General features: G+C 74.2%; 20 protein-coding genes. 9 read left to right on the top strand and 11 right to left on the bottom strand.

Annotated elements, in window-relative coordinates:
* Positions 1 to 78: 78 nt before the first annotated feature.
* From EL245_RS08150 to EL245_RS08120, 7 genes are all read right to left on the bottom strand, one after another.
* Positions 79 to 819, bottom strand: a complete 741-nt coding sequence (locus EL245_RS08150; RefSeq protein ID WP_161512780.1) for a class I SAM-dependent methyltransferase — start codon at positions 817 to 819, stop codon at positions 79 to 81.
* Positions 820 to 1,367: 548 nt separating this feature from the next.
* Complete coding sequence (locus EL245_RS08145; protein WP_126382688.1) at positions 1,368 to 2,033, bottom strand: response regulator transcription factor; 666 nt, start codon at positions 2,031 to 2,033, stop codon at positions 1,368 to 1,370.
* Positions 2,030 to 3,241, bottom strand: coding sequence for a sensor histidine kinase (locus tag EL245_RS08140; RefSeq protein ID WP_126382687.1), 1,212 nt, complete (start codon positions 3,239 to 3,241; stop codon positions 2,030 to 2,032). Before EL245_RS08140 ends, EL245_RS08145 begins: the two co-directional genes overlap by 4 nt.
* 103 nt (positions 3,242 to 3,344) lie before the next feature.
* Positions 3,345 to 6,077, bottom strand: coding sequence for a lysylphosphatidylglycerol synthase transmembrane domain-containing protein (locus tag EL245_RS08135; RefSeq protein ID WP_126382686.1), 2,733 nt, complete (start codon positions 6,075 to 6,077; stop codon positions 3,345 to 3,347).
* Between the two features lie 9 nt (positions 6,078 to 6,086).
* The gene (locus EL245_RS08130; RefSeq protein ID WP_126382685.1) at positions 6,087 to 8,795 is read right to left on the bottom strand and encodes a heavy metal translocating P-type ATPase; all 2,709 of its coding nucleotides are present in this window, start codon (positions 8,793 to 8,795) and stop codon (positions 6,087 to 6,089) included.
* 24 nt (positions 8,796 to 8,819) lie between these two features.
* Positions 8,820 to 9,083 (bottom strand): heavy-metal-associated domain-containing protein, encoded by a 264-nt coding sequence (locus EL245_RS08125; RefSeq protein ID WP_126382684.1) that lies wholly within the window; start codon positions 9,081 to 9,083, stop codon positions 8,820 to 8,822.
* A 46-nt stretch (positions 9,084 to 9,129) separates the two neighbouring features.
* The gene (locus EL245_RS08120) at positions 9,130 to 9,411 is read right to left on the bottom strand and encodes a metal-sensitive transcriptional regulator (protein WP_126382683.1); all 282 of its coding nucleotides are present in this window, start codon (positions 9,409 to 9,411) and stop codon (positions 9,130 to 9,132) included.
* Between the two features lie 302 nt (positions 9,412 to 9,713).
* On the opposite strand from EL245_RS08120, the gene EL245_RS08115 reads away from it, so the two are divergent.
* Positions 9,714 to 10,337 (top strand): hypothetical protein, encoded by a 624-nt coding sequence (locus EL245_RS08115; protein ID WP_126382682.1) that lies wholly within the window; start codon positions 9,714 to 9,716, stop codon positions 10,335 to 10,337.
* A gap of 104 nt (positions 10,338 to 10,441) precedes the next feature.
* Here EL245_RS08115 and EL245_RS08110 read toward each other — a convergent pair whose 3' ends face one another.
* Positions 10,442 to 11,110 (bottom strand): response regulator transcription factor, encoded by a 669-nt coding sequence (locus EL245_RS08110; RefSeq protein ID WP_126382681.1) that lies wholly within the window; start codon positions 11,108 to 11,110, stop codon positions 10,442 to 10,444.
* A 393-nt stretch (positions 11,111 to 11,503) separates the two neighbouring features.
* Here EL245_RS08110 and EL245_RS08105 point away from each other — a divergent pair, with 393 nt between their 5' ends.
* The 8 genes from EL245_RS08105 to EL245_RS08070 all read left to right on the top strand — a co-directional run bounded on the left by EL245_RS08105 (position 11,504) and on the right by EL245_RS08070 (position 21,062).
* Positions 11,504 to 12,856, top strand: a complete 1,353-nt coding sequence (locus EL245_RS08105) for a YcaO-like family protein (protein WP_126382680.1) — start codon at positions 11,504 to 11,506, stop codon at positions 12,854 to 12,856.
* Positions 12,857 to 12,876: 20 nt separating this feature from the next.
* Positions 12,877 to 13,554, top strand: coding sequence for a TOMM precursor leader peptide-binding protein (locus EL245_RS08100; protein ID WP_126382679.1), 678 nt, complete (start codon positions 12,877 to 12,879; stop codon positions 13,552 to 13,554).
* Between the two features lie 12 nt (positions 13,555 to 13,566).
* Entirely contained in the window at positions 13,567 to 15,228 is a 1,662-nt protein-coding gene (locus tag EL245_RS08095) for a bacteriocin biosynthesis protein (protein WP_232009673.1), read from the top strand.
* Positions 15,218 to 16,024 carry a hypothetical protein gene (locus tag EL245_RS08090; protein ID WP_232009671.1) on the top strand — a complete coding sequence of 269 codons (807 nt, stop codon included), beginning with the start codon at positions 15,218 to 15,220 and terminating at the stop codon, positions 16,022 to 16,024. The genes EL245_RS08095 and EL245_RS08090 overlap by 11 nt, the downstream gene beginning before the upstream one ends.
* A 117-nt stretch (positions 16,025 to 16,141) precedes the next feature.
* Positions 16,142 to 16,354, top strand: a complete 213-nt coding sequence (locus EL245_RS08085) for a thiocillin family RiPP (protein WP_126382677.1) — start codon at positions 16,142 to 16,144, stop codon at positions 16,352 to 16,354.
* 114 nt (positions 16,355 to 16,468) lie between these two features.
* A complete protein-coding gene (locus EL245_RS08080) occupies positions 16,469 to 17,542 on the top strand; it encodes a PqqD family protein (RefSeq protein ID WP_126382676.1) in 1,074 nt (357 codons plus the stop codon).
* 158 nt (positions 17,543 to 17,700) lie between these two features.
* Positions 17,701 to 20,061: a lantibiotic dehydratase family protein gene (locus EL245_RS08075; RefSeq protein WP_232009669.1), complete on the top strand. Its 2,361-nt coding sequence runs from the start codon at positions 17,701 to 17,703 to the stop codon at positions 20,059 to 20,061.
* Between the two features lie 143 nt (positions 20,062 to 20,204).
* Positions 20,205 to 21,062 carry a thiopeptide-type bacteriocin biosynthesis protein gene (locus EL245_RS08070; protein ID WP_232009667.1) on the top strand — a complete coding sequence of 286 codons (858 nt, stop codon included), beginning with the start codon at positions 20,205 to 20,207 and terminating at the stop codon, positions 21,060 to 21,062.
* Positions 21,063 to 21,220: 158 nt separating this feature from the next.
* On the opposite strand, the gene EL245_RS08065 is transcribed toward EL245_RS08070, so the two are convergent.
* From EL245_RS08065 to purB, 3 genes are all read right to left on the bottom strand, one after another.
* Positions 21,221 to 21,433 (bottom strand): hypothetical protein, encoded by a 213-nt coding sequence (locus EL245_RS08065; RefSeq protein ID WP_126382675.1) that lies wholly within the window; start codon positions 21,431 to 21,433, stop codon positions 21,221 to 21,223.
* Between the two features lie 30 nt (positions 21,434 to 21,463).
* Positions 21,464 to 22,918, bottom strand: coding sequence for a sensor histidine kinase (locus tag EL245_RS08060; RefSeq protein WP_126382674.1), 1,455 nt, complete (start codon positions 22,916 to 22,918; stop codon positions 21,464 to 21,466).
* 211 nt (positions 22,919 to 23,129) lie between these two features.
* A complete protein-coding gene (purB, locus tag EL245_RS08055; protein ID WP_126382673.1) occupies positions 23,130 to 24,590 on the bottom strand; it encodes an adenylosuccinate lyase in 1,461 nt (486 codons plus the stop codon).
* Positions 24,591 to 24,717 lie beyond the last annotated feature (127 nt).

Here is a 24,717-nt window from a genome sequence, read left to right as displayed (position 1 = left end):
GTGCGGGCCGGGCGCGAGCGGGGCGCGGTCCACCTGCCGGGGTCGCGCTGGTCGGTGCGCGGGACCCGGGCCCGTCGGTCACGGGTTCTTGACGGCGGCGATGACCGCGTTGACCCGGCCGGTCAGGAGCGGGTCGGGCTTGGAGCGCTGGTAGGTGACCGTCAGGCCCAGCTGGGTGCAGGTGCGTGAGACCCAGGTCGGGGGGACGATGTGCAGGTCGGAGCTGTAGAGCTCGTCCTCCCAGCTCAGGGTCGTGCGGCGCAGGCCGGTCTCCGGCAGGATCTGCTCGGTCAGGGTCGTGTGCGGCCCCAGCGCCAGGCACATCGTCGTCGGCGCCGACTCCAGGACGTAGTCGGTCGACACGATGAGCACCCCCCCGGGGGCGAGGTGGCTGACCGCTGCCTCCATGACGCTGCGGCGCTCGGTGCGGTCCAGCCGTGTCGTCACCCCGGTGGGCAGGCAGACCGCCTTGAAGGTCTCGTCGAAGGAGAAGGAGGTCAGGCTCGTCAGGCGCAGCTCGACGCTCGTTGACGCCTGGTCCTGCGGGACGAGGTGCTCGGCGAGGTCGGCCAGGGCGTCGGAGTCGACGTCGGTGGCCAGCACCCGGTGGCCTGCTGCCGCCATGGGCAGGGTGAGACGCCCCCACCCGCAGGAGAGCTCGAGGACGCGCTTGTCGAGGAGCTCGGGCCTGCTCGGGAAGGCGAGGATCTCGACGATCGTGGCCACCTCGGACTCGTCGCGCAGCGACAACCTGTGGTAGCGCCTGGCCCCGAGGCCGGTGTGCAGCGGCGCAGGGGTGGCGTCTGCGGACGCGTCCACTGGGTGCATGACGGTGACGCCAGTCCTTCCGGTGACGAGGGCGGCCGCCAGTGCCGCCAGGGGCCTCGGTGGGCACCAGTACCTGCGATGACCATGGCCGGCAGGGACCGGCCATGGTCGGCGACATGTCAGGGCATGCCAGGCAGGCGGCCTGTGTGTCGGCCGAGGTGCGCGGCGGCAGGGACCGTCGCTGCCACGGGCGGCAGGGCCCGTCCGTGACTGGTGACGCCCAGGGAGGCGCCACCGGGGCGGCTGACAGGGATCAGCCTTGCTCAGGGGCCGGCAGGGGCCGGCGGACTCAGGGTGTGACTGTCAGAGAAGCAGCTCGGGAAAATAGGGTCGCGCAGGCGAGGGCGGTGCGCCCGTGCCTCAGCGACGACGCTGGAAGAAGAACCAGAGGGGGTTCCAGGCGCCGACGCCGGCAGTGGTGCTGTCGTACATGAGTGGCCTCTCTACTAGTCGGGACAACGGGCGGTCCATGACGGGCACATGCTGACCCGGGGCACCCGGGAGTGCATCGGCCATCCGGGTCAACCGATGGGGGGAGGTCAGACAAGCCCGTTGCGAAGGGCGTAGACGACGGCCCCGACCCGGTCCTGGACCCCGAGCTTGCCGATAAGGGTCGACACGTGGGTCTTGACGGTGGCCTCGCTCACCCCCAGGCGCGCGGCGATCTGCTTGTTCGACAGGGCCTCGGTCATGAGGAAGAGGACCTCGGACTCCCGGGGGGACAGGGTGATGCCGGTCGCCGGCGCCGGGGGGACCACCGGCGGCATGACGGCCCCGCCCGGGATCGAGCGCCGGCCGATGATCGCCGAGGAGGCGGGGGAGAGCACCATGTTGCCCGAGGCGACGTTGCGGATGGTGTTGGCCAGGGCGGAGACCGAGTCCTCCTTGGCGATGAAACCGCGCACCCCAGCGGCCAGGGCGCGGTCGAGGACGCCGTCGGCCACGAAGGTGGTCAGGACGAGCACCCCGATCCCGGGGAACTCCTCCTGGAGGATCTCGGCCAGGGCGATGCCGTCGAGGCGTGGCATCTGCACGTCGAGCAGGACCACCTCGACGGGGGTCTGCTCGCCTGAGCGCAGCAGCTCGAGGGCCTCCTGGCCGTCCGAGGCCGTCCAGGCCACGCGCACGTCGTCGGTCGTGGCCAGCAGGTCGGTCAGCGTGCGGCGTACGAGGGCGTCGTCGTCGGCGAGCCCGACGTTGATCATGAGGTCTTCTCCATGGCTGGGGGGTCAGGGCGGGTGTTGATGACCGGGACCGAGGCGGTCACGATCCACGACCCGGAGTCGGCCAGGGTGGTCAGCGTGCCGTCGATGGCGGCCAGGCGCTCGCGCATGCCCAGCATCCCGGTGCCCGAGCTGGGCAGGTGGGCCTCGTCGTCGATCCGGTTGGTCGACACGAGCCGGATCGACTCCGGGCCCAGGACGAGGGTGATCGTCACCGGCTCGCGCGGGTCGGCGTGGCGGATGATGTTGGCCCCCATCTCGCGGGCCACCCGGGACAAGGTGGTGGCCTGGGAGCGGGTGGGGACGGCCTGCCCGAGGCTGCGGAAGGTGACGTCGAAGCCTGAGCCGGCGACGTCGTCGCTGATGGCGCGCACCGCCGTGCCCAGGTCCGCCACGACGCCGCCCAGGCCGGTGGCCGCGGCGATGTCCTGGGCGGGCGCGTCCTGGCGCAGGGTCCGCAGGAGCAGGCGCAGCTCGTGGAGGGCGTCAGAGGCGGTCGACTCCAGGGCGGCGAACTCCTGGCGCGCCTCGGGCGGGTAGCTCATGTCCATCGAGGCGCGCTGGGCGCGCAGCGCCGTCTGGGACATCGAGTAGGCGACGAGGTCGTGCATCTCCCGGGCGATCTCGTGGCGCAGGTCGTCGAAGCGCACCCCGGCGCGCCGGGCCTCGGCCCGGCGGCTGCGCTCCGAGGAGCGCAGGAGGGCGCCGATGGGCAGGAGGAGGGCGGCCGCGATGAGCTGGAAGAGCGTGATGCCTAAGTCGATGGCGGACCGGTCGACGTGCAGCGAGGCGCTGACCAGCTGGGCGAGGGTGGCTCCCAGGCACAGCGCCGTGGCGGGCCAGGGGGGCAGGAAGCGGCCGAGGAAGAACAGGAACACGAGGTTCGTGACGACCATGTCGGTCGAGTAGGTGTTCGGCAGGGACACGAGGAGCAGCCAGCAGGCCATGTAGGAGGCGATCCCCGCCAGCGGGCGCAGGGGGATGATCGAGATGAGGACGAGGGCGACGAGCATGAAGCCCAGGTCGACGGCCGGCGGCCGGCCCAGGAGCGAGACGTTGGCCCCCAGGTTGACCAGCCCGAGCACGATGGCGACCGCGACATAGGGGCTCCGGTCGGGCCGGGTGAGGACCCCGCGGGAACCGGCTCGCCTGTGAGCGTCCGGGCTCGAGGGGACAGTGGCGGCGGTCATCGCACTCCGCTCATCTGGTCGTTCCTATGATTCCGTGCCGGGCCACCCTAACAAAACCCTGAACCTCCGCTGGAAAGACACAGGTGATCGGAGCGTCGTCGGCTCACAGGTCGCCGAGTCGCTGAAGTCGCTGAAGGCTGAGCCACCCCACGGGGATGGGGATCCAGAAGGTGACGAGGCGGTAGACGATGGCGGTCGACAGCGCCACGGCGCTGGGGATCCCCGCGGCCACGAGGCCCGCCGTCAGGGCGATCTCGACCGGTCCGATGCCGCCGGGGGAGGGCACGACCGATCCGACCGTGTTCGAGGCCAGGTAGGTGATGGCCAGGACCGAGAAGGGGAGGGTGTAGCCGAATGCCCACAGGCTCGCGCCGAAGGCCAGGACGTAGCTGAGGGACAGCAGGACCGTGCCGCCGATGCCGACGGCCAGGCGCACCGGGTTGGACAGGATCCACACGAGCCGGGGCCACACCTGGCGGTAGGTCGGCTCGATCGTGGCCCACACGAAGGCACGCACCGGGGGAACGACGAGGGCGCCGGCGACGACGGCGACCATGAGCACCCCGGCGAGCACGAGCCAGCCCGAGGGCAGTGTGAGCCCGGTCGACTGGCCGGTCGCGGCGGCCAGGACGACGAGCAGGACCACCGTGACGACGAACTGCATGACCTGGACGAGGGCGACCGTGGCCACGCCCAGGGGCGTGGGGACCCCCTGGCGGTTGAGGAAGCGCAGGTTGATCGCCGCCCCGCCCACGCCCGCCGGCGCCACGAGCGCGACGACGGAGGAGGCGAGATGGACCTCGGTGGACCTCAGGGGGCTCAGGCGCACCGGGGAGAAGGCGGTCAGGGACAGGCCGGCGCCGAGGTAGGTGGCCAGGGAGAAGACGAGCGCCGCCAGGATCCACCAGGCGTTGGCGTCGGCGACCGCCGAGCTGATCTGGGTGAAGTTCATGCGGGCCAGCAGCGTCCACAGCGCGACGAGCCCGACCACGGCCATGATGACCGTGCGCGGGGAGAAGCGGGTGAGCTTGGCGGGCTCGGCGTGGGCGGTGGGGGTCAGGCCCACGAGCGCGTCGCGCAGCTCCTGGAGGAGACGGCCGCGCCGGCCCATGGCCTCGCGCGTGTCAGCGGGCAGGACGACGCGCTGGAGCATCGGCGCGATGGAGGCGAGCTGCTGGGTGCTCAGGGAGCGTGAGGCGGCGTCGATGGCCTGCTCGACCCCCGTGGTCGCCGCGGTGAGCGCCAGAGTCTGGGCGAGGTCGACGCGACGGGAGAGCTCCGAGGAGATCGTCTCGCCCGAGTCCCAGTCGAGCAGCCAGACACGGCCCTCGGCGTCGACGACGACGCTGGAGGTGGAGATCGCCCGGTGCGCCAGGCCCGCGGCGTGGGCACGGCTGAGCTGGACCCAGACCTGGTCGAGGACCGCGTCGTCGACCGCGTCCCCGAGGTCGGACAGGGAGCGGGCGCCGGCGATGTGGTCGGTGACGAGCAGGACGGACTCGTCGGCCTCGGCCATGCCGAACAGGCCAGGGGTGCGCACGCAGGCGCGGCGGGCCTCGAGGGTCATGAGGGCGGCGTGCTCGGCCGCCGAGCGCACCGACAGGTCCCGGTTGGGTGACAGGCCCTTGATCCGCACCCGGTCCCAGACCGTTGACAGGAAACCGGCCACCTGGCGGTCGGCGTCCAGGAGGGTGACGTCACGGCGCACGCCCTCGGAGTCCCACACCGCGTAGATGCGGTGGACCGAGGGCCTGCCCTCGGTGAGGGCCACGGAGGAGGCCTCGGCGAGGATCGCGGTGAGGTCGACGTCGTCGGCCGGGGTGATCGTCCCCGAGGGGTCCTCGACCGAGGGCAGCAGGGAGGAGGGGCGCGCGGTCTCGATGGGGCCCTGCTCGGCCTCGTCGAGGACGACCGGCGCGGCCAGGGGGTTCTCACGGACCTGCTCGGTGTAGCCCAGCGGCGCGTTCGTCTGCACCGTCCAGGCCCGGGCGCCGGGGTCGCGGTCCATGCGCACGACGCGGACGGCGTCGATCCCGGCCCTGCGCAGGGCCCGCACGAGCGCCACCCCGTGGGCGCGCCGGTCGTCGACGCCGAGCAGGCAGCGCACGACGAGGCCGGCCAGGCGGCCCAGGAGGATCGACAGGACGGCGCCGGGAAGGGTGAGGGCGCCGCGCAGGACGGCCAGGCCGACGACGACCCACAGCACCGTCCAGCCGTGGTGCGTCGTGCGGGAGGTGCGGCGCTCACCCGAGCCGGTGAGCAGGCCGGCCAGGGCGGCGAAGACGGTCGACACGCCGACCTGGACCTCGCCCGAGACGTAGACGTTGAGGCCCGCCAGGAGGGCGTCCGGCCCCCAGGCGATGAGGGAGCGCAGCGCCAGCAGCGCCAGGACTGTGCCGAGCACCCCGGCCAGGAGGGCCTCGAGGATGCTCGACCAGGAGCGGCGCAGGAGGCCGGACACGACGACGGCCACGGGGACGGCGAAGGCGGTCAGGCCCTCGATCGCCTGGAGCGGGGAGACGAGGATGGAGCGCAGGACCACGGCCAGGGCGTTCTTGACGTCGGAGGTCACTCCGGTGGTCGTGCCGTGGGCGTAGGTGGCCAGGATGAGGACGCTCGCGATGCCCAGGAGCGTCAGGACGAGGTCGAGGAGGTCCTCGTTGCGGCGCATGCGCTTGGGGGAGGAGTCGACCAGGAGCGTCGATGAGCTCGAGGGGCTCGGTGACCGTCTCTCCCTGGGCGCCACGGGCGCCAGCCCGATCCGGGGGATGCCGACGGGCGAGGTGGCCGGGTCCTGGTCCGCGGTCTCGCCGTCAGGGGTGGGGACGTCGGTCATGGGAGGAGTTTATTGGCTGGGTCCCGGCGCGGGCATGGTCCTCGAGGAGGAGGTCGGGGCCGGCGCCCGCACGGAGGCGGGGGCGGGCGGGCCGGCGCGCCGCAGGCGCAGCGAGTTGAGCACGACGATGACCGAGGAGCAGGCCATGGCCGCGCCGGCGATGACCGGGTTGAGCACCCCGGCGACGGCCAGCGGGATCGCCGCGACGTTGTAGGCGAAGGCCCAGAACAGGTTCTGCTTGATGACCCGCAGGGTCGCCCGGGACACGCTCACCGCCGCCACGACGGCCTCGAGGTCGGCGCGCACGAGGGTGATGTCGGCCGCCTCGATGGCGACGTCGGTGCCCGTGCCCATCGCCATCCCCAGCCCCCGCGTGCCGGCCTGGGCCAGTGCCGCGGCGTCGTTGACGCCGTCGCCCACCATCCCGACCACGGCGCCCCGGGCCTGGAGCGCGGCGACGACCTCGCGCTTGTCGGCGGGCAGGACCCCCGCGTGGACGTCGGGGCCGTCGATGCCCACGACCCGCGCCACGTGCGCCGCCGCGCGCTCGTTGTCCCCGGTGAGCAGGACCGGGCGCAGACCGAGCTCGCGCAGGCGGGCGACGGCCGCCGGCGAGGAGCGGCGGACGGTGTCGCGCACGGCCAGGACCGCCTCGGCCCTGCCGTCCACCGCGACGACGACGGCGGTGGCCCCGGTGTCCTGGGCCGACTCCAGCGCAGCGCGCAGCCCGTCGGCCAGGTCGAGGCCGCGCTCGGACAGCCACCTGGGACCGCCGACGAGGACCTCGCGGCCCTCGACACGTCCGACCACGCCCCTGCCCTCGTGGCTCGCGAAGTCCTCGACGAGCCCGAGCCGGGACGAGCTGCCCGCACGGCCCTCGGGGTCGGCCGTGCGCGCTGCCTCGGTGACCGCCGCGGCCACCGGGTGCTCGCTGAGGGCCTCGACGGCGCCGGCCAGCGCCAGGACCTCCCGGATCGACAGGGGCGCGTGGGGGGCGGGGCCCTCGCGGCCCGGTGTCCCGGGGTCGGCGAGGTGGACGTCGTGCTCGACGTCCAGGCTCATCCGCCCGGTGGTCACCGTCCCGGTCTTGTCCAGCACGACGGTGTCGAGGGCGCGTGTCGACTCCAGGACCTCCGGCCCCTTGATGACCACCCCCAGCTGGGCGGCGCGCCCGGAGCCCACGAGCAGCGCCGTCGGGGTGGCCAGCCCCAGGGCGCACGGGCAGGCGATGACGAGCACCGCCACCGCGGCGGTCAGGGCGGCCTGCACCGGGCGCCCTGCTGCCAGCCAGAGCGCGAGCGTCGCGGCGGCCACGAGCAGGACGGCGGGGACGAAGACCGCCGAGACCCGGTCGGCCAGGCGCTGGACGGGGGCCTTGCCCGCCTGCGCGGCGGTGACCATGGCGCCGATGCGCGCCAGGGTCGTGCCCGCTCCCACCCGCGTGGCCCGCACGAGCAGGGCGCCGGAGACCACGACGCAGCCCCCGGTCACCTCCTGGCCGGGGCGCGCCTCGACGGGGAGTGACTCCCCGGTGAGCATCGAGGCGTCGACGGCCGCCGATCCCTCGATCACGACGCCGTCGGTGGCGATCTTCTCCCCGGGCCGCACGGCGAAGAGGTCGCCGACCGCCAGCGCCTCGACGTCGAGGCGTGTCTCCTCGCGCTCGACCCCGGGGCGGGGGGAGCCGTCCTCGGTCAGAACGTCGACGGCGGCGGTCGAGCCCGCCGGCGAGATGAGGCGGACGCGGCTGACCTCCTTGGCCCCGAGCTCGAGCAGGGCCCGCAGGGCGTCCCCGGAGCGGTACCGCGCCCGGGCCTCGGCGTAGCGGCCGGCCAGGAGGAAGGTCGTGACCCACGTCGCGGTCTCGAAGTACAGGTGCGGGTGGTGGGACTGGGAGCGGGGCAGCAGCTCCATCGTCATGCGCATGCCGATCTCGCCGGCACCGCCCAGGGTCAGGGCCCACAGGCTCCAGGCGGTCGCGGCCAGGACGCCCAGGGACACGAGGGTGTCCATCGTCGAGGTCGCGTGCCGTGCCGCGCGCCACGCGGCGGCGTGGAAGGGCCAGGCCCCCCAGGTGACGACGGGCAGGGCCAGGGCGGCGACGATCCACTGCCAGCCGTCGACCTGGAGCGCCGGGACCATGGAGATCGCCATGACGGGAACCGACAGGGCGACGGCGAGCACGAGCCGCCCGCGCAGCTGCCGGGCGCGGTCCGCCTGCCCCTGCCCGAGGACCTGGGCCTCGGGGGCGGGCTGCGTTCCGCTGGAGCCGAGGCCTGCTGAGGAGGCGGCCCCCGGGTGGCCGGGGGCCTTGTCCTCAGGGGCTCGAGCGCCCTCGGGGCGCCCGCCCGCGGTCCCGGGGGACCCGACCGGCCGGTCCGGGTCGCCCGGGCCCTCCGGAGATGGAGCGGACGGAGCTGCGGACGGTCCTGCGGACCGCAGGCCCGCGGAGTAGCCGGCTCGCACGACGGCGGCCACGAGGTCGTCGTCGGAGATCTGCGCGGGGGCGCTCACCCTGGCCGTCTCGGTGGCGAGGTTGACCGTCGCGCTCACGCCGTCGAGCCTGCCCAGCCTCTTCTCGACCCGGGCGACGCACGAGGCGCAGGTCATGCCCCCGACCCACAGCTCGACCGTGCGCAGATCACCCTGACCCGCGTCGCAGTCGCCGCAGTCGCCGGAGTCGCCGAGTGTCCGTGGTGCGCCGAGGTGGTCGGTCATGCTGCTCCTGGGGCCGGGGAGGGGTCAGGGACGGTCGCGCTCGATGGCGTCGAGGGTGTAGTCGCCGGCCTCCGCGATGGCGGCGGCCAGGGCGGCGTCGTCGACGACGACGTCTGACACGACGGTCGCGGTGGACTGCCCTCCGGTGTTGAGGATGACCGAGACGTTCTTGACCCCCTCGATGGCCTCGAGCTCCTCGGTGACGTGTGCGACGCAGTGACCGCAGGTCAGCCCGGAGATCCTCAGGGTGGTCGTGCGGTCGACGCCGTCGGCGGTGAAGTCAGCCATGATGTGCTCCTCGGTGGTGGTGGGTGGCTGGTCGTCGGGTTGCCGGTCAGGACCTGACGAGACGGGCGATGGCGGCGGAGGCCTCGCGGATCTTGACCCGGCCCTCCTCCTCGGAGGACTGGGCCGCGTCGAGGACGCAGTGGCTGAGGTGGTCCTCGAGCAGGCCGAGGCTGACGGCCTCCAGTGCCCGCGTGGCCGCGGCGATCTGGGTGAGCACGTCGATGCAGTAGGTGTCCTCCTCGACCATGCGGGAGATCCCGCGGACCTGCCCCTCGATCCGGCGCAGGCGCCTGAGGTGGTCCGCACGGGCCCCTGAGTAGCCGGCCATCGTCTCTCCTCCGCATGTCCTCGTACTGTCCTCGTGCCGTCCCCGTGCTGTCCCCGCGGGCTCCTGCCGCGGCCAGGGCCCCGGGGCGCCCGGGCGACCACGTGGGCGTGGTCACGGCCGACAAAATACCCCTAGGGGGTATCGGGGTCAAGGCCTCGACCGGGAGGAGGCCCAGGGCCTCGGCGCGCCGAGACCCTCGCCGTGGCCCGGAGCGTCCCGGGATCCCCGGCGGCCCAGCGCGGGCCGGGGCGCTCGGCCTCGCAACCCGTGTGGCGCGGACCGGTGCGTGCCATGCTGTCCCCATGGCAGTCCACGATGTCGACTCCTGGGCCCCCGTCGGCTGGGAGCCCTCCGACCCCGGCTTCGACGAGGAGCCCTTCGGCTCGGTGCTCGGTGATCCCCTCATGGGCTCGCCCCTGTACGACGTCTCGGTCATCGACACGGTTCCCGACGTGCTGGAGGGTCCCGCGCGCCAGGGCCGGTCGGCCCGAGAGGCGTCCAGGGACGCGGAGGGCCTCGGGCCCGGTGCCGGGCCTGTCCCGGACCGGCCGCAGGAGCCCCGGCGCCCACAGGCCCAGGTGACCCCGGGACCCCGGCCTGCCGGCCCGCCGGTGGTCCCCTCCGGCTACGGCCTCGTGCCCGGCCCCGTGCAGCGGCCGAGGTCGCAGCCGGTGCCCGTGCCGTTCCCGCCCGTGCAGGCCCGCCCTGGGCCGTCGCCGTCCGCGCCGTTCCTGCGCCTCCAGGCCCGCCCGGGGCCGTTCCCGCCCGCCCCGGTCCGCGCCGCGTCCCGGGCGGCGCTGCCCAGGCCCGTCCCGGGCGGGGGACAGGGCGGGGGGCCGGCCTCCTCGATCCTGTCGAGGGCTACGCCCTATATCGGGTGGATCGTCCTGCTCGCGATCATCCTCGTGGCCAACGCCCTGGACTAACCGGCAGGACTAACCGGCAGGACTAACCGGCAGGACGGGCCGACGGGGCGTGACCGGGCCGGTGGCGGGCGGTTCCCGGCACCGGCCCGTGGGTGGATCGTGGCTCAGCCGGCGCCGTGGACGTAGCCGTGCCGGAAGGCCCACACGACGATCTCGAGGCGTGAGGCCGTCCCCGTCTTGCGGAACAGGGACGAGACGTAGGTCTTGACCGTGGCCTCGGAGATGCTCAGGCGCGAGGAGATCTGGCGGTTCGAGGCCCCCTCGCACAGCAGCTCGAGGACCTCGCCCTCGCGCGCGGACAGCTCGACGCTCCCGTCGGCGCCGTGGGCGGCGTCGAGCGCGTAGTCGATGAGGCGCGCCGTGGGCCCCGGGGCGACCACCTTCGCCCCGGCGTGCACCGTGCGCACGGCGGCCACGATCTCGGCGGCCGGGGCGTTCTTGAGCAGGAACCCGCTCGCCCCGGCCTCGAGCCCCCTGATGAGGTAGTCGTCGGTGTCGAAGCTCGTGAGCAGGATGACCCGGGTCGACGGCGAGACCCGCAGGGCCTCGGCGGTGGCGGCGACCCCGTCCATGCCGTTCATCTGGATGTCGGAGACCAGGACGTCGACACGGCGTGACCGCAGGACCTCGAGCGCCTCGTGGGCGCTGGAGGTCGCGGCGAGCACGCGGATGTCGCTGGCGGTCGCGAAGTAGGTCATGAGGCACTGCAGGGCCATCGTGTCGTCGTCAACGAGGACCACGCCGATGGAAGCCTCCGGAGTCAGGGAACTCATGGGCTCGATTCCTCGGTCAGGTCGATACCGGGCACAGGTGGCCCGACCGACGTACGAGCCAGGTCGATGAGTCGGTTCGGTCGGTGCCACCCGTCCGCCGGGTCCAGGGCATTGTCAAGGTTACCCGAGGCCTGGTCAGACACAGGTCCCCTGCCGGTCCGACAAAAGGATGATCCTGCCCCGACCGACCGCTTGTCAGCCCTGTGCCGACGGCCGATGCCGCCGCCGGGGCGCGCCGACCAGACTCGTTGACGGCTACCGGGCCACCACCGCCCGAACCGGTGCCGGTCCGGTGCCGTGGCGACAGCGCACGAGGACCGTCGAGCCCGCATCGAGCAGCACATCCAGCAGCAACCGGAGACGACCCGGAGACGACGAGGAAAGGGGCCAGTGATGTACAGGTCGACCATGACCGAGGCGATCGCCCCCGCCCTGGACCGCGCCCTCGCCCTGGAGTCCCCCGTCGGCCTCGTCTCGGCCACCGCCGAGCTCCCCCAGGCCCCCGGCGAGCCGGTCTTCGCGATCTGGACCGGGTTCCTCGGAGACCCCTCCGCCGCGCTGGCCTCCCAGCGCACGTGGACCCACCGCGCCGAGAGCGGCAACTTCGACGGCGCCGGAGGCGCCCTCGACCCCGAGCTCGCGCGTCGTATCGCCGTCGTGGAGTCCCTCGAGCGCTACTCCTCGTGCGCCTGGTCCGACGAGGACCTCATCTGGGACACCCCCGCCGGGCTCGGACAGGCGGCGGTCGGCTTCGAGCGCTGGCCCGCGTGCTCGGCCGCGGAGCTCGCCGACCCCCGCTGCGGTCTTCTCGCCCCCGACCCGCGCGTCCCCCTGCGCTGGGTGCGCGGCTGGTCCCTGACCCGGGGCCGTGAGGTCGCCGTCCCGGCCGTCCTCGTCCACCTCAACTTCCCGGCGCTCAGCCCCTCGGAGCGTTTCGCCCACTCGGTGTCGACCGGGACCGCCGCCCACTCCGACCTGCGCCAGGCCGTGCTCGGCGGCCTGCTCGAGGTCGTCGAGAGGGACTCGATCTCCCTGACCTGGCTGCAGAGGCTGCGCCTGCCCAGCGTCGAGGTGGACCCCGGGAGCCTGAGCCCCACGGCCGCCGAGTACCACCGGGTGGCGACCTCCACCGAGCTGAGGACGCACCTGTTCGACGCGACGACGGACTTCGGCATCCCGGTCCTCTACGCGGTCCAGACCTCCCAGGTCGACCCCCACCTCGCCCAGGTCGTCGCGGCCACCTGCGACCCCGACCCCCAGCGCGCCCTGGCCAAGATCCACCGCGAGCTCGCCTCGGTGCGCATCGCCCTGCGCAGCTACACCCAGGGCTCACGCCTGTCCGAGGTCATCGGCCAGGACCACACCGTGGTCGGCGGGGCCCTGGCCGACGCCGCCCCCGACCAGCGCGGGGTCTTCGACTTCCTCCTCACGGGCCCCCGGCCCACCGTCGCCCTGGAGGACCTGGGAGGCGCCTCCTCGCGCCCGGCCGGGGACCCCCTGGCAGAGGCGGTCGCCCGGCTCGAGGCCGCCGGCGCCGAGGCGATCGTCGTCGACCTGACCACCGACGAGGCCCGCCAGGTGGGCATGCACGTCGTCAAGGTCCTCGTCCCCGAGGCCGTGCCCCTGTCCTTCAGCCACTACGCCCGCTACCTGGCCACGCCCCGGCTCTACGAGGCACCGCGCGCCATGGGCCACCCCGTCCACGACGAGTCCGGCATCAACCCGGTCCGCCAGCCCTTCGCCTGACGCGCCCACGGAGGACCGCCATGACAACCCTGACAACCCTGACAACCCCGACAACCCTGAGCACCGCCCCCGTGACCGCCTTCATGCCCCACGGCAGCTACGGCCACGCCGTCGTCGAGCGCCTGGCAGGCCCCCGCGACCCCGTCCTGCCCGTCGACGAGGCCCTCGTGAGCGCCGACCTCCCCTACGCCGACCGGCTCGTCATGGTCGTGGGCCAGGGCCACGAGCAGCTGCGCGACGCCCTCGACGCCCTGTCCTTCGCCCGGCTCGTGCCCTCGGTGGGCCTGGAGCTGTCTCCCACGAGACTGCGGTGCGGCCCGCTCGTCGTCCCGGGCCGCACCGCCTGCTACGCCTGCTCCATGAGGCGACGGCGCCAGCACGGGGACCCGCCCCCGCCCGCCGAGGCCGGGCCCCTGCCCGAGGGATACGCCGAGCACGACGTCCTCGTCGGGGCGGGTCTCGTGCGCCTGGCCCTCGAGGTCCTCGACGCCCCGGCGGGCGCCGGCCACCAGGCGGCCGGGGACACCGGGGACATCGGAGGGCAGGTGTGGACCATGGACCTCGTCACCGGGGACACCTCGCTGGCCAGGACCGTGGCCACCGACCGCTGCCCGACCTGCTCGGGACGCTACGCCGCCAGGCGCGACGCCCTTGCCGACCTGTCCCTCCTCCTGCCCGAGCGCCAGGGGGTGGTGTGAGTGGCCGGGTCGGTGCTACGAGCCGGTGACCTGCGACAGGCCGCCCGCCAGGACCTCCAGTTCCGCGTCCCCCGGCGCCCGGTCGTGCGCCTGGGCGTGCGGATGCGGCCCGACGGCGAGTCCTGGGTGCTTGACGGCGCCCCCACGAGCCAGGTCATGTCGGGACGCTTCGCCCGGGAGCACCTCGCGGAGGTTCTCGGCGCCTGCGACGGCAGCCGCACGATCGCCGAGGTGGGCAGGGCCGCGGGCGTCGACGAGGACGCCGCCTTCCAGGCCGTCTCGCTCCTGTGGACCGGGGGCATCGTCGAGGAGGGGGACGTCGAGCCCCTCGACCCCCCTGCTCCCCCCGAGCTCGCGTGCCTCCTGTCGCGCCTGGGCGACTCCACCGGCGTCAACGACTCCTGGCAGGACGCCGCCCGACGCCTGAGGCGGGCACGCGTCGTCGTCCTGGGCGACCCGGAGGTCTCCGACCTGCTCGCCCAAGCGCTCGCCCCCACCCTCGAGGCGCGCACGGCCCCCGAGCCTCAGGAGGGCGACACCCTGGCCGTCGTCGTCGAGACCCGGGCCGGAGCCGAGGACCTGGAGCGCGCCTGCGACCGCTGCTGGGAGCTGGGCCTGCCGCTGCTGCGCGTGCGCGCCGAGCACGAGGCTGTCACGATCGGGCCCTACGTTGACCCGGGCTTCTCCCCGTGCCCCCGGTGTGCCCTGGCGGGGGAGGAGCCGGTCGGCCCGGCCCCCGGGGACAGCCGGCGCGAGCTCGTCGCCGGACTGGCCGGCCGGGCGGTGTCCGCCCTCGTGTCGCGTGCCGCCCTGACCCACCTGCCCACCGACGTGCGCCGCACCGTCCTGGCCGACCTCACCGTCACCGACCGCCCGGTCGTCTCCCTGCCCGGGTGCCCCCGGTGCTCGGTGAGCGAGGGACCCGTGGCCCGTGAGGCCCCCCTGGGAGCCCGCTACGAGCAGTCGGTGGCCATCCCCCCGGCGGCCTTCGTCGACGCCAAGGGCCACCAGCAGCACTACGCCTCGTCGAACCTGCGCCTCCAGCACGCCTTCCGCCGCTGGCCCGTGTGCCCGCGCACCCCCCTTCCCCCCGCCGACCTCGAGGCCCTCGAGGTGCCCTGGGAGACCGGCATCCCCCTGGACGAGCAGGTGCCGGCACCCGGAACCGGGAGGCTCGACGCGGGTCGGCTGGCCACGATCCTGGCGCTGGCCGCGGGGCTGCGCGAGCCCCTGGGGGGCCAGGAGGACGACACGAGCGTCAAGACCCGGCGCTGGACCGCCGCCGGGGGCAACATCGGCTCGGTGACCGCCTACGTCCTCGTGGGCGAGCACGGGCCGGTGGAGCCGGGAGCCTACGTGTACGTCGAGCGCGACCACGTCCTGGCTCCTCTCGGCCCGGCCCCCCGGCTCCCCGGGGAGGTGGGGGCCCGCCTCGTCCTGACCGGTGACATCGCCAAGGTCGCCCGCAAGTACCGCGCCTTCGCCCTGCGGGTCGTCATCCAGGACTGCGGCTGCGCCGCTGAGGTCGTCGACCTCGTCGCACGGGCCCTGGAGGTGGAGGCGCGTGCCCACCCCGCCTGGGACGAGCAGGAGCTCGCCGCGGTCCTGGGCGCCGACCCCGGTCGCGAGACCGTGTGCGCCGTCATCGACCTGGGAGGCCGCGATGCGCTCTGACTACCAGACCCTGACCCGGATCATCGAGGGGTTCTCTGCCTCCTCTGCCTCCCCTGCCGGCCCGGCCGCGGTCGGCAGGACCCGACGCCCGCTGACGCCCCTGCGCCCCGAGGTCATGACGCTCGCCGACCTGGCCCAGGCCGGCGCCCCGGCGCCCCACGACCTGCGCTCCACCCTGGAGCGGCGCAGCTCACGCGTCGACTACGCCGACGAGCCGGTCGACGCCCGCGCCCTCATGAGCACCGTGCACGACGCCCTCGTCGAGGACCTGCGCCGGTGGGGGCGGGACGCCCCCGGCCAGCCCGAGCCCTTCGTCCTGCTCCTGCGCGCCACGGGGCTCGACCCGGGCGTCTACCGGGTCCGGGCCGAGGGCGTCGACCTCCTCGCGCCGCTGCCCCCGGACCGACAGCTCGAGGGCCTGACCGTCCAGAAGGAGTTCGCCCGAGCTGGTGCGATCGTCTCGGCGGCCGCCGACCTCGACGAGGCCGACGCCTGGGCCGGGGCCCACGGCTACCGCCACGCGATGGTCCGCTGCGCCGGCCTCATCTACTCGGTGCACCTGCGGGCCGCCGCCCAGGACCTCACCGGCACGGTGTTCGCGGGCCTGGCCTCCGCGGCCGTCCGCCACCTGCTCGACTCCGACGGGGTGGCCCGCCACCAGATGTTCGCCGTGACGGTCGCCGTCCCTGGCGCGCCGCCGCGGGCAGCGCCCGAGGCGAGCGCCCCACCGGCGGAGCCCGCCCCGCCCACAGACCCGCCCGGCGCCCCGGCGCCCGGCGCACCGGCCACCCCCTGACGGGAGGGGGGTTGGTGGGGGTCCGGCCCGTGGCCGCGGGCCGGACCCCTGAGGGGTCCGCACGGACCCGACATGTCCCTGAACATCCCGCTCCTTGGGTAAGGAGGTGAACATCATATGACTCACGCCACGATCGACCTCACTCTCGCGGACAGCGACTTCGGTGTCGAGGAGCTCCCCGAGGGCAATGCCCTGGGTTGCGCCTTCTCGGGTGCCTGCGCCTCGTGCCCGAGCAGCTCGGCCTCGGCCTCGTGCCCGAGCAGCTCGGCCTCGGCGTCCTGCCCCGGCTGCGCCTCTAGCATCGCCTGCTCGTCCACGACGTCCTGCTGACGTCACCGCGGTGGGCGGGGGCCCTCGCCCCCGCCCACCGCGCCGGGACGCCCCTGCCCCACCCCGGGGCGCGGCACCGCCCTGACGGCCGCCCCTGACCTACCCGGAGGAGACATGACCGAGATCCCGAGCCTGCGCCGCGGCGTCGAGATGGTCGTCGGCATGGACGACCAGCCGATGCTCTTCGACTCCGTGTCGGGCAAGTACCACCGGCTGGGTCCCGCAGCCGCCCTCGTCGTCGGCCAGTTCGACGGCCGCAGGACGCTCGAGGAGATCATCGCCGACCTGCCCCAACGCGTCGACGAGGCGACGGCGGCCCGCATCGCCGCCCTCGTCGACAACCTGCGCGACAAGCGCCTCCTTGAGGGCCGCCGCCCCGGGGCCGCCCCCAGCAGGTGGTCCGGAGGGCTGCTTCTGCCCCGCGTCATCGTCTGGCGCCGCTTCTCCCGGGCCCTGGACCCCCTCGTGCGCCTCCTGCACCGGCTCCCCGCCCCCGCGCTGTCCTGGGTCTTCCTGGCCCTGGCCGTCGCGGGCTTCGCCGCGGGCGCCGCCCGCCTGTCCGACCTGAGCACCATGGAGCGCCCCGGTCCCGCGCTGTTCGCCCTGGCCGTCGGGATCCAGCTCGTGAGCATCGTCGCCCACGAGTCCTGGCACGCCATCGTGGCCGGCTACCTCGGCACCCCCGTACGGGGACTGGGCGTGGCCCTCATGTTCTGGGTGATCCCCATCGCCTACGTCGACCGCACCGACTCCTACCGGGTGCGCTCGCGGTCGGGCAGGGCCATGCTCGCCGTGGCCGGGATGTGCTCCGACGGCGTGGTCTGCGGGCTCGAGGCCCTCGTCGCCGCGACCTCCCACGGCGCCGTCCACCAGGTGGCGGTCACCCTGTGCCTGTTCCAGATCACGATGCTCGTCAACAACCTCAACCCCCTCACCCAGTCCGACGGCGTGGCGGCCATGGAGGCGCTCACCGGGCTGGTCAACCTCCGCGGCCGGGCCATGTTCCTGCTCGACGCCGTCATCCGGGGCCGCCAGATCCCGCCCGCCATGCTCGCCATGGGCGGCGCCGCGAGGCTGGGCTACCTCACCTACGGCTTCCTGTGCGTCGTGCTGGCCGTTGCGGTCATGACCTTCTTCATCGCCTCGATGATCAAGGCCGCCCTGACCGCCCTCGGGGGCCTGCTGTGAGGGCCGCGACGGCTGCCGCGGCCCCCACCGGGACTCACCGGCCCCCGGCCCCGACGGCTCCCGCGCCGCGCCACAGGGCCCGACCGCGCACGGCGACCGCCCCCGGTCAGCCGGTCTCCCCGCTCCTGGCCCGGCTCGGTGGCCTGCCCGCGCGGGCGGTGCCCGCCCCCGGAGAGGACCTCGTGGCCGCCCTGGAGGAGGTGCTCGCCTCCGAGCGCAGCCTCGAGGCCCAGGCCGACCCGCTCCTCGAGCTGCTCTACGACGCCGTGCCCCTGCTCCCAGCCGCCCAGCGCCGGGGCGCCCTGCGCGCCAAGCGAGCGGTCTTCCACGGGCGCCCCTGCGCCCTGGAGGCCGCCACCCTCAGCGTCCTGCCCGACCCGCTGCCCGCCGCCGTGCGCGCCTGGGACGAGGCCGTCGAGGCTCTCCGACGCGCCGGCGAGGTCCTCGAGGCGGCGGTCGAGGCCGACATGAGGGCCTCCGGCGCTCTCCTGTCGGCGGGCCTCGACGACGAGCACTACCTGGGCGCGCTCGCCGTCGCCGCACCCGGCCTCGTCGCCGCCGTCGAGCGTCGCGGGGCCAGGGTCGAGGACCCGCGGATGGTGCGCACCCTCTACAGCTTCGCCACCCGCGCCGCCCTCAAGGCCAGCCCCTTCGCCTCGCTCACGACCGTCAGCGAGGCCGGGCGCCCGGCCCGGGGGCGACGGCGCGCGACCGTGGCCGCCCACCTGGCCCACGGGATGCTCCTGGCCCTGGCCCGTGAGCTCGACCCCGACAGCGGCGTCGAGCTCCAGGCCGTGCCCGTGCGCCGGGCGCAGGACCCCCACTCCCCGCAGGGCCTGGCCCTCGTCGCGGAGCACGACTACGCCGAGGGAATGGTCTTCCGCACCGAGCAGGTCCTGCCCGAGCGCTGGACGCGGGCCGCCCACGCGGCGCTGGGCGCCGACCCCGTGCCGGTGGGCAGGGCGATCCGCGCCGTCGGCGGCCCCGACCCTCGACGTCGGCTCGCCCGACTCCTGGCCTCAGGCGCGGTCCGGGTCGTCGTCCCCTGGACCCGCGGGGAGTCGCCCTTCCCCGCCCTCGAGGCGGTCATGTCCGAGCGCCAGCGGCGCGCCTGGGGCCCGGACCGCGACCGGCTCTCCGAGGCGGCCACCGCGGTGGCCGGCGCCGGCGCGGCACGACGCGCCGAGCTGCTCATCGGGGTGCGCGAGGTGGCCGAGCGGGTCTTCCCCGACGGCGAGCTCGGCCAGCGCCCCGGGGGGCTGCTCTACGAGGACTGCGAGGCGGCCGCCGAGGCGCCCGACCCCCTCGCGCTGCCCGCCGTGAGCCAGGACGTCGCGACCCTGTGCGAGATCGTCGGACCGTGGGTGACCCGCTCGCGGATGTACGACCTCATGGTCGAGCGCTTCGTCGCACGCTACGGCAGCGGCGGGGTGTGCACCGAGCCCCTCGGCTTCCTCATGAGCCTGGCCCACGCCCCGGACGGCGACATGGAGATGCTGCGGGCCGCCGGCGCCGACTACGCCGCAGGCCCCGACCCCGACCGCGCCGCCCTGCCCGGCGGGCCGAGCGCCGCACCCCGCCACCTGGGAGCCTACATCCAGCCCGTCGCCTCCTCCTGGGAGGACTACGCGGCGGGCCGCGGTCTGACGGTCGTCAACGCCTTCACCACCGGCAACGGCGCCCTCCAGGCGCGCTTCCACCGGCTGCTGGGGCGCGGCTACCGCGAGCGCCTGGCGCGCGGACTGCGCTCGGCCTGGGGGCTCGACCGGGTCCTGGAGATCGAGGTGAGCGCCGAGTGCAACACCGGCCAGGCCGTCTGCTCGGGGGTGCTGCCGGCTCTCGGCCTGCCCGGTGAGCCGGCCTCACCCGGGGCGGTGCCCCTCGAGACCCTGAGGATCGTCCACGACCCGGTCGACTCGACACTTGCCGTCGTCGACGCCCACGGGCCGGTGGGCCTGGCCTACCTCGGGCTGACCCCCCAGCACCTCCTGGGCGGCTACCTCAGCTGGCTCGTCCTCCTGAGCGACCCGTGGGTGCGCCTGCCCCCGGCCTCCGATCACTGGACGAGCCGTCGCCGCGGAGCCGGCGGCCCCATGCCCGACGAGCCGGTCCACGAGCCGCGCTCGGTGTCCGGGCGCCTCGTCACCCGCCGCGAGTCCTGGACCTTCCCCGCCCAGGACCTGGCAGGCGTCCTCGAGGAGGACCTGGCGCTCAGCCTCGTGCAGGTCGCCCGGCTGCGCGAGCGGTGGGGACTTCCCGCCGAGGTCTTCGTCCACCAGCACATGTCGACCCCCGGCGCGACCTACGACGAGCACAAGCCGCGCTACGTCGACCTGCGCTCCCCGGTGTCCCTCCTGGCGCTGCGCGGGTGGATCGACCCGCGTGCCAGGCACCTGAGCGTCGTCGAGGCGCTGCCGGCGCGCCGTGAGCTCCTCGGGCGCACCGCCCAGGGGCAGGAGACGGTCATCGAGTACCTCCTGGCCCTCCAGTGGCCCAAGGTCGTGGGAGGCCGGTCATGACGGCGGCGCCGGCTCCGCCCGAGTCCTGGGGCGAGGAGCTCGTGGGACGCCGCCGCAGGACGGCCCCGCAGGCTCCGGTGGCACCGGGGGGTGGTCGGGCCCCTGGGCGGCGTGCTGGGCCGGCTGGCCCGACTGCTTCCGCTGTGCCCGCCGAGTCGCGGGGGGACGAGGCTCCGGAGGGCCTGGACTGGCTCTACGCGCGGGTCTACTGCGCGGGGGACGACACCGACGTCCTCCTTCCAGGACTCGGTGAGTGGCTCACCGGCCTGCGCTCGCGGCTGGAGCTGCGGTCCGCCCACTTCCTGCGCTACATCGACCAGCGCGGGCACCACCTGCGCGTGCGCCTCCAGGGGGAGCCGGCCTGCCTCGACGAGGCCGCCGTCGAGCTCGACGCGCTCGACGGGATCGCACGTCGAGCCCAGGCAGGTCGCGCCGAGCGCCTCGTGCCCGACACGATCCCGGTGGCGCTCACCGGCCGACCGGGGCTGAGCCTGGCCCTCTACGGACCCGAGTACGCCAAGTACGGCGGGGTCGAGGGGGTCGAGCGCGCCGAGAGGCACTTCGACCTGTCGAGCCGGTGGTGCCTGGCGCACCGGGTGTGGACCTGGCCGAGGCCGCAGGGGCGGGTCGCCCTGGCCGCCCACCTCCTGGCCCTGGTCGCCGTGCGCGGCCAGGTGCCCGCTCAGGAGATGCTGGCGGCGCACCTGCGCGCCTGGGGGGCGCGCCTTCCCGCCGGCATGCGCGCCCAGGACGAGCTCATCGGGCTCGTCACCGGGGTCGTCGAGCAGTGCGAGCGCCAGGCCGAGGACCTCAGCGCCCTCGACGAGCTCGCCGGTGACGCGGTGCGCACGACCGAGCGGATCGGGGTCGGGGTCGGCGCCAGGCGGGTGGTCGACCTCGTGCACATGGACGTCAACCGGCTCGGGGTCAGCCCTGCCGAGGAGTGCGTCGCGGGGCTCGCCGCCCGGCACCTGGTCGGCACCGGTGTCCTTCGGCGCTGACCCGGTCGGTGAGGACGGGGCTTTGCGGTGAGACCGGGGCGCAGACCCCCGGTTTCACCGCAAAGCCCCGTCCTCGTGCCGCCAGCCCCGGCCTCGTGTCATCAGCCCCGGCCTCGTGCGTCCTGGCCCGCGCCCCCACCCCACCGCTCTTCAATCATCTAGAGGAGCCAGAACCGGCACCACACGCGGGTCAGGTAGCTGCACGGAGGGGCGAACCTCGTCGGCACGGCGCCGAAGGCGGCCGTCTGAGAGCTGCTGATCTCGCTTTCCTGGGGGCTTGTCTGGAGGCCGGTGGCGGCCGAGGCCGGGGCGGTGACGAGGACGGGCAGGGCGAGCATGGCGATGGCGGACACGACGGCGAGACGCTTCATGAGAGTGCTCCTGGTTCAGGGACGTGGGTGTCAGGCAGGGGACGTGGAGGAGTCCACCACGTCCACGGGCTCTACCCTATCGTTATCGTTCCGATCGGTGTTGTTGTCGGTCGGGGAGCAGGACGTCGGGCGCGGCCGGTGGCGCCTGCGGTGGGGGCGGGCCGGTCGCCCGGGGTGCGGGTCGCGACCGGTCGCCTGGGCCGCGCGGCACGAGGGTGTCGGGAGGGTCACCTGGGCCATCCACACACCGTCCTTCTCCGAGAAGCTGCTTCGTCCCCCCAGGGCCGAGGCGCGCTCGGCGATGCCGACGAGCCCGAGCTGCGAGCTCGTCGAGCCGCGCATGTGCCGTCCACCCAGGGCGCGTGGGTCGACACGGTTGATGGCCACGCAGCGCAGGTGGCCGGGGACGAGGTCGATGAAGACGGTGGCGGAGCTGCCCCGGACGGCGTACTTGCCCATGTTCGCGAACAGTTCGCCCAGGATCCGGGCGAGGTTGATCCGGGTCTGTCGTGGCAGCTCCTCGAGGTCGGCCTCGACGTGCGTCGTCAGCGAGATGCCGGCCTGTCCCAGCTCGGTCTCGGCTCGCCCGATGAGCTCGTCAAAGGGCACGAGGACGGCGGGCAGGGCCGTGCTCCAGGCGGAGGCGCCGTCGGACAGCCGCATCATGTGCAGCAGCCCGCGCAGCTCGCCGACCGCCTGGTGGCCCACGCTCGCGATGAGCTCGAGGTCGGCCAGGGTCTCCGGGTCGGTCGTGTGGGTCCGGGCCCTCTCGGCTCGCATGATCATCGTCGTGATGTCGTGGACCGAGGTGTCGTGGAGCTCTCGGGCCATGAGCTGGCGCTGGGCGGTCAGCGCCCGGGCCGCCCGCCGTCGGGTGTGATCGGCGTTGCCGCGCACGATGCGCACCGCCGTGCCCGCGAGCACCGCCACGGCGGTCAGCAGCCCCCACGGGAGCAGCGCGTCCTGCACCACCGAGGCGCCGCGGTTGGCGACGGTGAACACGAGCAGCTGGGAGAGGGTGAAGGCCCAGGCGAAGGCGTGGGGCACGCCGCGGGCGTGAAGCGTCGCGGCGTTGAGGAGCACCGCCGTCGACACGATCGTCGCCTCCTGAGGGGCGGCCGCGAGCACGGCGAAGGCCACGAGCGCCATGAGCGAGCCGGGCACGGGGCTCCAGGAGGTCGCCGGTACCGACACGCTCAGGGCGAGCGAGGCCAGGAGGAACAGCAGCCCTCCGGGCTCGCCGACCGCACCCCACGGGCACAGGACGATCAGGACAACCCCGATGACGAGGTAGACCCCGTGCAGCCATCGGGGAACGTGCGTGGGCCAGGACCTGAGCTCGGGCTGCTGCCCGGTCACGGTGCGGTGCGCCCACCGGTGGGAGGGCGCACCGGGGGACCGGTCCGCGCGCACCGCGGACGGACCCGGGGAGGGGGTGGGGGAGTGCTCGGAGGACGATGCGGGGCTCAGGACACTGGTGTTCATGGCCGTCCTTCATTCGTCGCGACCGCGACAGGCGTGGTAGCCCAGATGGCGGCGTCAGCCATCATGGTCACGCCATGATAACGAAGAGGTCACGATTTGAAAACGGGACGAGGTGCCGCCAGCTCGGGGCCGAGCCGGCGCCCCGAGGCGGCGCCTGTGTCTGAGGTGCCCGGATCAGTCGCCCTGACGACGGGCCCGGGTGACGTGCCCGTCAGTCGTCGAGGTGCTCGACGAGCCGGTCGGCCAGCCCCGTGTAGGTGGCCGGGGTGAGCGCCAGCAGGCGCGCCTCGACCTCCCGGGGCATGCCCAGGCCGGAGATGAACTCCCGCATGCCCTCGGGGGTGACCTTCTTGCCGCGGGTCAGCTCCTTGAGACGCTCGTAGGGGTCGGCCATGCCGGTGGCGCCTGCCAGGGCGGCGGCGCGCATCGCCTGCTGGACGGCCTCGCCGAGGACCTCCCACGTGGCGTCGAGGTCCTCGGCCAGGCGCGTACGGTCGACGTCGAGCCCGGCCAGGCCGCGGCGGATGTTGTCGATGGCCAGCAGGGAGTGGCCCAGTGCGACCCCGATGTTGCGCTGGGTGGTCGAGTCGGTGAGATCCCGCTGAAGGCGGGAGGTGACGAGGGTGGCGGCCAGAGAGTCGAGCAGGGCGCAGGAGATCTCCAGGTTCGCCTCGCCGTTCTCGAAGCGGATCGGGTTGACCTTGTGCGGCATGGTCGACGAGCCCGTGGAGCCCTGGGCGCTCAGGCGCTGGTGGAAGTAGCCCAGTGAGATGTAGGTCCACACGTCGGTGGCCAGGTTGTGCGCCACGCGGTTGAAGCGGGCGACGTCGGCGTAGAGCTCGGCCTGCCAGTCGTGGGACTCGATCTGGGTGGTCAGCGGGTTCCAGGTCAGCCCGAGGGACTCGACGAAGGAGCGGGCCACCGCCTGCCAGTCGGCTCCCGGGACGGCCACGACATGCGCTCCGAAGGTGCCCGTGGCCCCGTTGATCTTGCCCAGGTACTCGGTGGACTCCACGCGGCGCACCTGGCGGGACAGGCGGAAGGCGAGGACGGCGAGCTCCTTGCCCAGCGTCGTCGGCGTCGCGGGCTGGCCGTGGGTGCGGGCGAGCATGGCCGCGTCGGCGTGCTCGTGCGCCATGGAGGACAGGTCGGCCACGAGCCCGCGGGCCTGCGGGAGCCAGATCCGCTCGACCGCGTCCCTGATCGTCACCCCGTAGGACAGGTTGTTGACGTCCTCGGAGGTGCAGAAGATGTGGACGACCTCGGTCAGGTCCGGCAGGACGGTGGGCCCGGAGTCGGCGCCGCTCAGGCCCGGGACGGTCGGGGCCTGGGTGAGGCGCCGCTTGAGGAGGTACTCGACGGCCTTGACGTCATGGCGGGTCTCGGCCTCGATCTCGGCCAGCTCGGCGATCTCGGCGGCACCGAAGGTCTCGACGACACCGCGCAGGTAGGCCTTCTCGGCCTCCGACAGGACGGGGGTTCCGGGCAGGACCCGGTTGTCGGTGAGGTGGATGAGCCACTCGACCTCGACGTGGAGGCGGGCCCGGTTGAGGGCGGCCTCGGACAGGTGGTCGGTCAGCGGGGCCGCCACCGCGCGGTAGCGGCCGTCCAGGGGGCCAAGGGCGACGGGTGGGGTGAGGGTGGACAGGTCGACGCGGGGCTCACGGCTCATGGGTGCCATTATGACGGCGGCGTGATGAGGGCGGGCCGCCCCCCCCGCTCCCGTCCCTGCCCGACCCGCCCGCCCCGCCCGCTCCGCCCGCCCCGCTGAGATCGGGACATATGGCACCTCGAGATCG

Source organism: Actinomyces howellii, assembly GCF_900637165.1.
Classification (GTDB): Bacteria; Actinomycetota; Actinomycetes; order Actinomycetales; family Actinomycetaceae; genus Actinomyces; species Actinomyces howellii.
The sequence above is the reverse complement of the archived record's forward strand: the minus strand, read 5'-3'. Positions and strand labels throughout refer to the sequence as shown.